The organism is Campylobacter sp. RM5063 (genome assembly GCF_024723655.1).
Taxonomy (GTDB): domain Bacteria; phylum Campylobacterota; class Campylobacteria; order Campylobacterales; family Campylobacteraceae; genus Campylobacter_D; species Campylobacter_D lari_D.
Genome location: NZ_JANQDA010000029.1, coordinates 1 through 8,080 on the forward strand (window position 1 = coordinate 1; position 8,080 = coordinate 8,080).

The following is an 8,080-nucleotide window of genomic DNA, read 5'->3' on the forward strand; positions in this document are numbered from 1 at the left end:
CCACTGATTTTATCAATAGTGGAATTTGGTAATAAACCGCTTATTTTTAATACATAATCTGAGTCATAATCTATAGTTTTATCTAATGTTTTCCAAAAACTGACTTTATAAGAAGGATATTCTATTTTTGGAGTATATATAGTTCCATCTATATAAGTTAATGTTTTAGTGAGGTTTTGGCCTAAGGTATTTACATTAATTATAGGATTAGTTTTAAATGGAGCTTTAGAAGTAATAACTGCCTTAGCTTCACCGCTAACATTAAATACTTTATCAGTCTTAGTTAAAGTAGCATCCCCACTTAAACTCCATTCTATTTTTTCATTAGGCTTACCACCTTTTAAAGTTACTTCGGCATTTTTATTAGGTTCTGCAATGATAGTACTTGGATCAGCATTAAAGGAAATAGCGTATTGATAAAGTTTGATTTTATCTAAATTAAGCTCCTTTTTAATACTACCTTGTTTGATATAATTAAACTTAATAGCAATATCTTTAACACTATAATCACTAATACCACTAAATTCTAAAGTAGCTTCACCTTTATCACTAACATTAAAGCTTTCTTTTTTAGCTTTTACTCCTTTACTTCCACTGATTTTATCAATAGTGGAATTTGGTAATAAACCGCTTATTTTAATATTAAAATCATCTATATAATCTATAGTTTTTTCTTGGGTTTTAAAGCTTGGATATTCTACTTTAGGAGTATATTCTTTAATCTCATAAGGCAATTCTTTTTTAAGATCTTTAGTCATAGTTTTAACTTCTAAATTTGGATTAACTTTAAATGGAGCTTTAGAAGTGATAACTGCCTTAGCTTCACCACTAGCATTAAATGTTGTCTATTTTTTCATTAGGTTTACCACCTTTTAAAGTTACTTCAACATGATCAAGTTTTGGATCTTTTAAAGCTTTGTTATTATCACTTTCATAAGCATGAATTTTATCTTTACTAAAACTAATGCTTGGGGTGTATTGGTGGAGTTTGATAGCATAAGTTTGCTCAGCTTTTTCATCTCCTTTTTTAATATAGTTAAAAGTTATAGTTATTTCTTTTTGACTAAAATCATTAATGCCTTCAAATTCTAAAGTAGCTTCACCTTTATTATTAACTTCCACTTCTTCTTTTTTAGGTTTAATGATTTGTGTTTTAGTAATACTTATTTTAGAATTAGGTAAAAGATTGCTTACTTGTACACTAAAATCAGTTTTATAATCTAGAGTATCTTCTTTTTCAAATTTAGGAGAGAAACCTTCTACTTTAGGAGTATATTCTTTAATCTCATAAGGCAATTCTTTTTTAAGATCTTTAGTCATAGTTTTAACTTCTAAATTTGGATTAACTTTAAATGGAGCTTTAGAAGTGATAACTGCCTTAGCTTCACCACTAGCATTAAATGTTGCTTCTTGATTGCTTAAAGTAGCGTCTCCACTTAAACTCCATTCTATTTTTTCATTAGGTTTACCACCTTTTAAAGTTACTTCAACATGATCAAGTTTTGGATCTTTTAAAGCTTTGTTATTATCACTTTCATAAGCATGAATTTTATCTTTACTAAAACTAATGCTTGGGGTGTATTGGTGGAGTTTGATTTCTCCACTTACTTCTTGAGTGCTAGCTGCGCTTTGATTATAAGTAGCAATGATTTGTAATCTTTTAATATTAAAATCTTTTACTCCTTCAAATACTACCTTACTCTCACCTTTATCATCAGCTGTACTTTCTTTATCGTTACTAATTCTTAAAGTTTTATTGCTTTGTATATCTTTAGCCTTCCATAAAACTTTTGTTTTTGGCATTAAACCTTTAAGTTTTACTTCAAAGTCGCTTTTATAATCAATCATTCCTTTTTCAAAGTCTTGATGAGTCACAGGATCTTTTCCAGTAGGAAGCTCCATAGTGGCTGTATAATTTTTAATCTCTAAATCTTTACTTTTTTCTTTTACTAATTCATCACTCATATTCTTAGCAATGATTTTTACTTTTTCATTTCCACTAAGTCCTATGATTTCTACATTACTCTCACCTTTATCATCAGCTATTAAATTAAGCTCCTTAGTAGTTTTATCTTTATCAACAAATAAAGCATTATCTCCTTGTATACTCCATTTAACTTTTGTAGAATTAGCTTTTAAGTTTTTATAACTTGCATGAGTTTTTTCTTTATTACCTATAATAGCTTTATCTAAGATAATATCATTATCTCCATAAATTGCTATTTGAACAAATGTTTTTAAAGTAACTCCCAATACATTAGCAATGATTTCAGCTTTTTCTTTATCTTTCATGTTTACATCAGGTTTATAGATGATATTTGAATTTCCATCTTTATCAGTTTTATCTGAATTTGGCGTTTTTTCTAAACTTCCTTTACCATTTAATTTCCAATGAATTGCCAAATCGCCTGCTAAATCATTTCCTGTAAATGTGATTAGAGATTTTTCATATCTTTGTATATTAGAAGGTTTAGCAAATATCCTAAAGTCTTCTTTTGGAGCTATGATAGTAATAGGGAAACTTTCTTGAGCATTCCCTGCTTTAGCAATTAAATTGGTTTGATGGACTCCATAAGAATGGATTATTTTTACAAAAACTTTTCCATTACTATCAGTAATATAATGATTTCCATCTTTTAAGATTACACTTTTTTGTTCAGGAGTTACACTCATAGCAACATTTTTAACTGCTTGATTAAAGCCATCTTTAAGCATAATACAATGAGTATTACCTCCCAAATTTCCGCAATAAGAAATATGATAAGTATTGTTAATAGCTTTATATTCAAGCACCATAGAATAATCTCTATCTATAAAATGAGTTCTAGAGCCTTCAATGGTATTATTTATACCTGCTAATTTTGTATCAAAAGCGTGTTTGAAAGCATCTTTATCTAAAGGTATGTTAAAATTCATAGCTATATTTGTGCCTTGTTTATCACTTTCATTACTTCTTTTATGGCTTAGCGAAAAAGTTAATGCAGGACAGGGTGAGTAAGTAATACCTCCTTCATACACTAAAGGATTTTTTTCTAAATCTTCATAGCAGTTTACATTGCCAAATGGAGCTACTTTTTCTCCATACCATTTACTCATATTAGCAAAAATAGCTACATTACTCATAGAAGGAAAAGCATATTTAATACCCATATCCCAGCCATTAGCAGGGCGTTCTAAGAAAGTTAGATCATTATTTGCATTTTTAAAATCATAACTACTAACCCAATCACTTAATCTTTGATAAATATTAGCATGGAAAGCTAGTGTATCTAACATACTTTCAAAGCCCAAAGATATTCTTTTATGCTCTCTGCTAAAATCATGATCATAAACTAAATTTAATCCTAGCATGATATTTCCTGAATTATCTAATGCTAATGCATTAGGATAATATCTTATACCACCACCAAAATGACCTATGATTCTATTATTATCATATCCACCTATACCGCTTTGTAAAAAATAAGATATTTTTGGATTATCTTCACTCATAATAGGTAAAAGAACTTTAGCATTACCACTTAAACCACCCCTATCATTATAGTTTAAATTAAACTCACTATTAATGGAGTGATTAAGAGCATGTAAATATTCTTGGATTAAAGTATTAGCTTGTAAGCTTAAATAATTGCTTGCTAAATCTCTTATAAGTTCATCTCTTTCTTTACTATCTTTGGCATTATATACATTGCCTATAGTTTGAATAACATTAACAACCTTACTAGATAATTCTTCATCTTCTTTACTAAGATTAGAATCCTTCTTTGGTTTTTCTTCTAATAGCTTTTTGACTCTTGAGTCAATGTTATTATGTTCTTTAAGTATTTGCTTTTGATCATGGTTTACATGATTAAGTGCAAGAGTTTGATTGTTATCTATAATGATTTTATCTTGATTTTTTAAAATCATTATTTGAGAAAAAAGAAAAGTGTGAATGATTAAAACAAGTAAAAGTGTTTTTTTCATATCCCCCCCCCCCGAATCCTTTGCATAAAATTTTTTATTTGTGATGAGAATATGATAACACAAAAAATACAAAAGTGATAAAAAAGTTATAAAAATATTGAAAAATAGCCAAAAAATTAATAAATATAATAATTATTTATAAATTATAATCAAAATTACTTTTATTTTTTATTAAAAAAATGCAAATAGATTTATTATTATTTAAATATATATGAAAAAAACTTATCATTTACTTTTTAAAAACAATGAAAAATAAGCTTTTTGAATTTTTATATTTATATTTTATTATACTATTTAACATTTTTAAAAGTATTAGCATTTAGTATTTTAGATAACAGTGTAAGGTGTATTTATCATATTTGGTATATAAAGTATAAATACTAAGCTTATATATAGTAATAAATAAAGAGTATAAATACCTTATTATACTCTTTAGATAACTACAATATAAAGTTTTTGTATAAATTTGATAATAGTTGTTATAATCTTAAAATTACTTATTAAAAAAATATATTTAATTATAATTTGTATGTTTTTATAATTTGGATAATAGGTAAAAGAATATATATAATATTTAACAGAAAATAAAAAGTGATTAAATAAAGTTAGATATATAAAGATATTTATAGTTTTATATGTTATTTTTATAAATTAAAACAAACATATTTCACAATTAAGCAAGATTAGCCCAACCAAGAATTATTTAGAAACAAAAATTTTTTGAGAAATATAAAAAAATGTCTTTAAGTAAAAAAGAATTTGCTAAAGTATTAGGCGTTTCTTCAGGAACTATTGATAATCTAAGAAGAAAAAATACAATCTATGGAAGTATCTTGCTATGTATTATTTTCCATTGAAGAAATGGCTGAAGTTATATCAGGGGTTAAATCTTTAAAATGAGATTTAACTATACAAATTATTGAATTTTCAAAAGTATATGTTATTTAGATATTTAATTTCTAAAGTATGGATACTTAGACGCTTTCTAAATCCACCATTACTTCTCTATCACGAATTATTACTACAATTAAAATCTTTTGACAAATTAAAAAAAATATTTTTTTATACACACTTTAAAGGAAAATCAGTGATTATTGTAAATGATAGGCAACTTAAAAATTTAACTGTTGATAAAAAACTTATATCAAAGTGCTTGTACTAAAAATTTATATATTGAAGCTAGGGTTTTTCATGGAAATATTGATAAGAATTTTTATTTTAGATATAAACTTAATAAAAAGGGTATTTTTTTAAAATAGGAAAATATCCTATAACCACATTAACACGGACAAGAGAGATTGTAAATGATTATAACGACATGCTATCATAAGGCATTAATCCAAAAGAACATATTCAAAAAGAAAATACTAAAAATCAAAATATAAAAAAGCACTTTATGATACTAATAAAGTTCAAAGTCATAAAACTTCACAGATGAAGCAAGATTTAAAGAATTACTGCTTGCGATTAATAATTACGAGGGTAGTATTTTTACAAAAATTTCTTTGCAAATTAGTCCATATTTATTTTAAGAAGTGCTAATATTATAAATTTAGAATGGAAAGAAGTAGATTTTGAGAAAAAAATTATTATTCGCGCTAATAAAGTTAAAGCAAGAAAGGATTTTATTGTTCCATTAAGTCAGAGTGTTTTAGACTTGCTTTTATATGTTAAAAATTTTTCTTATTCAGATTCAAAATATGTTTTTTTCAAGTGATATAAGTAAATCTAAAACAATGAGTGAAAACACATTAAATCAAGCCATTAAAAGATTAGGTTTTGGTGATGAAATACTATATCATGGTTTTAGAGCTACTGCTTCAACTTTTCTTTATGAGTATAAAAATATTCATAAACAAGATAGTGAAGTTATAGAACTATGTTTAGATCATAGAGAAAGAAATAAATTAAAAGCGGTATATAATAGAAGCTTAAGACTTGATGATAGAAGAGAGTTAATGCAATGGTGGAGTGATTTTATTGATAAATTAAAAAGAGATAAGTAGTTTAATTTTTAATGTTTGTAAATTATAAACGCATAAGAACTTTTTAATTTTTGTAAATTTAATGGTATTTTATTGAATATCTTTAACGCAATTATTCTATTAGTAGCTTTCTTAATACACTATTTTGTGAATTTATATATTCTAAAACAACACTTTTTTTATTTTATTTTCATCTAAATCTAAAAAATCTAAATAAGCTTGAAATAAATTATTATTTAAATCATCATCAAATTTATGACTTGCAACCATATTCATAGAAAAATGATTAAAAAATTTCTTACAAAAATCGTTATTATTTTTAAATAGCTGTACTAATTCTTCTCTTTTAAAAAAATTATATTGCTTAATCGCTTCGAGATAAAAACTACTTTCTATATTTTCATAGCTATTAATAAGTGCATTAATATTTTCATACTTGCTTGTTTTGAGTTTTTCTTTAGTTTCTTCATAATAATCTTTCCATTTTTCATTTTCTAATAATTTTAATAGGTTCTTATCTGATTTATAATCATCATGAAAATCAAATTCTAATTCTTCCATAACAAGAGCTTCTATATAGTGTTTATTGATTTTTTTCTTCTATGTTGCTTAATTTTTTCTTTGTAATTTGTGTGTAGGTTGAAAGTAAAATTTGATAAAAACTATAAGGAAAGTGTGTCATTCCATTTTTTGAATAAAAGTCTATTTTTAGGAGTGAATTTTCAATATCTTTTACAAATTGTTCATCGCTTAAATTACCTACCAAATATTCTATCTTGCAGTTTTGAAGTTTATAATAAAGATCAATTTTTAAAGTTTGATAAAAATCGCGTCTTAGTTGGTATTTTTCTTCTTTATTTAAATAAAACATATTTTTTAGGTATTTTTCATAAAGATGATAATCTGAAGATAAGTCATTTTTTTCTATTTTAATAGAAAGATATTTTTTAGTTTGAAATATTAATGAGATATAACTTAATTTTAAAGCAATTGCAAATGCTTGTTTATCGTTGTATTTTCTAAACTTTAAAAAACAATGCTTGTTAAAATAATATATGTGTTCTAATGCGTGATATAATAATCTTAGATTACCACTATAATGTTCTTGATATACTTCAAAAATAACAATTTCAATAATATTTTTGTTTCATCTGTAATTTTAGTATATTTATTTACTTTATCTTTTATAATTGCTTTTGCTACTTCATCATTGTTTTTTATGGTTATTTCACAATCAATAACCTTCTCTTTGTATGTTTGATACCAGTTTTTACTATTGTATTGTTTGGCTTGCTCTTCTTTATTATTTTCAGTCAAATTGTTATCTTGTTCTTTTAATTCTTCCTCATGAAAAATCACAACAACATTACATTCTTTTTCTTCTTTAAGTAAATTTACAAGTCCTAAAATTTCTTTCAAAGAAAGATTATTAGATCTTCTTTCTATGTTATCAAAACACACAATAACTTTTTTAAAATCTTCTTTTTTTAAAAAGGAAAAAATAGCATCAGGGTTAATGTTAATTGTTCCAGCGGATTTAATTTCTGTAATTTTGGCTATAATTTGTGAAAAAGTATTTGCTATTTTATTGTAGTTTCCATGGATTTTAAAAACTATTTCTTCTAATATTTGCTTATAACTTTCTTTGCCAAAAAGATCTATATAAACAACTTTTTTATCTTTAGAAAGTTTCTTTTCAACTTGTTTCCATAAATAAGTTTTACCTATACCCCAAGACCCATTTATAGCTAAACATTTTTTAGATTTTTTATTTAAAAAATTTGCGATAGTGTCAATCTTATTCATTATACACTCCTATAAAATATTTATGTAATTATATAAAATTATTTAAGTTTTCTATGTAACTATCCTCCAAACCTTAAAGCTATAGATAGTTACATATTCTTTTTAAAATACCCCTTACAGCTACGCACTCAGACAGCCTTTCTTTTTTTAAAAAATATATAAAAAAATACATACGCGTACGCGAGAGAAAAAACAAAAAAAGTTGAGTAATTTTTTTTCAATGTTTAAAAAAATTTTGTTTTTTCTCTTATTTAATATTAAATTAATTTTTTGACTTTTATAATTATTCATATATCAAAAATAATCATAGAAAGACTCAAAAA

7 protein-coding genes are annotated in these 8,080 nt (G+C 24.8%); 2 read left to right on the plus strand and 5 right to left on the minus strand.

Annotated elements, in window-relative coordinates:
• Both CAMP5063_RS07870 and CAMP5063_RS07875 read right to left on the minus strand, forming a co-directional pair.
• The coding region (locus tag CAMP5063_RS07870) for a hypothetical protein (protein ID WP_337195125.1) at window positions 1–758 on the minus strand (758 nt) is incomplete at its 3' end.
• A gap of 76 nt (window positions 759–834) precedes the next feature.
• Complete coding sequence (locus tag CAMP5063_RS07875; protein ID WP_337195126.1) at window positions 835–3,966, minus strand: inverse autotransporter beta domain-containing protein; 3,132 nt, start codon at window positions 3,964–3,966, stop codon at window positions 835–837.
• 1,585 nt (window positions 3,967–5,551) lie between these two features.
• Here CAMP5063_RS07875 and CAMP5063_RS08545 point away from each other — a divergent pair.
• Both CAMP5063_RS08545 and CAMP5063_RS07880 read left to right on the plus strand, forming a co-directional pair.
• Complete coding sequence (locus CAMP5063_RS08545) at window positions 5,552–5,683, plus strand: hypothetical protein (protein WP_442863217.1); 132 nt, start codon at window positions 5,552–5,554, stop codon at window positions 5,681–5,683.
• Window positions 5,684–5,702: 19 nt separating this feature from the next.
• On the plus strand, window positions 5,703–5,972 hold the full coding sequence (locus CAMP5063_RS07880; protein ID WP_337195127.1) for a tyrosine-type recombinase/integrase: 270 nt from the start codon (window positions 5,703–5,705) through the stop codon (window positions 5,970–5,972).
• A gap of 141 nt (window positions 5,973–6,113) precedes the next feature.
• Here the strand turns inward: CAMP5063_RS07880 and CAMP5063_RS07885 are convergent, their stop codons facing one another.
• The 3 genes from CAMP5063_RS07885 to CAMP5063_RS07895 form a co-directional block, all read right to left on the minus strand.
• Entirely contained in the window at window positions 6,114–6,512 is a 399-nt protein-coding gene (locus CAMP5063_RS07885; RefSeq protein WP_337195128.1) for a hypothetical protein, read from the minus strand.
• A gap of 22 nt (window positions 6,513–6,534) precedes the next feature.
• Window positions 6,535–6,822, minus strand: coding sequence for a hypothetical protein (locus CAMP5063_RS07890; protein ID WP_337195129.1), 288 nt, complete (start codon window positions 6,820–6,822; stop codon window positions 6,535–6,537).
• Between the two features lie 212 nt (window positions 6,823–7,034).
• Entirely contained in the window at window positions 7,035–7,757 is a 723-nt protein-coding gene (locus CAMP5063_RS07895; RefSeq protein ID WP_337195130.1) for a P-loop NTPase fold protein, read from the minus strand.
• Window positions 7,758–8,080 lie beyond the last annotated feature (323 nt).

Bases quoted from the DNA above. Each gene is read 5' to 3' on its own strand.
- CAMP5063_RS07890 (WP_337195129.1), bottom strand. From the start codon at position 6,822: ATGTTTTATTTAAATAAAGAAGAAAAATACCAACTAAGACGCGATTTT.
- CAMP5063_RS07875 (WP_337195126.1), bottom strand. From the start codon at position 3,966: ATGAAAAAAACACTTTTACTTGTTTTAATCATTCACACTTTTCTTTTT.
- CAMP5063_RS07895 (WP_337195130.1), bottom strand. From the start codon at position 7,757: ATGAATAAGATTGACACTATCGCAAATTTTTTAAATAAAAAATCTAAA.
- CAMP5063_RS07880 (WP_337195127.1), top strand. From the start codon at position 5,703: ATGAGTGAAAACACATTAAATCAAGCCATTAAAAGATTAGGTTTTGGT.
- CAMP5063_RS07885 (WP_337195128.1), bottom strand. From the start codon at position 6,512: ATGGAAGAATTAGAATTTGATTTTCATGATGATTATAAATCAGATAAG.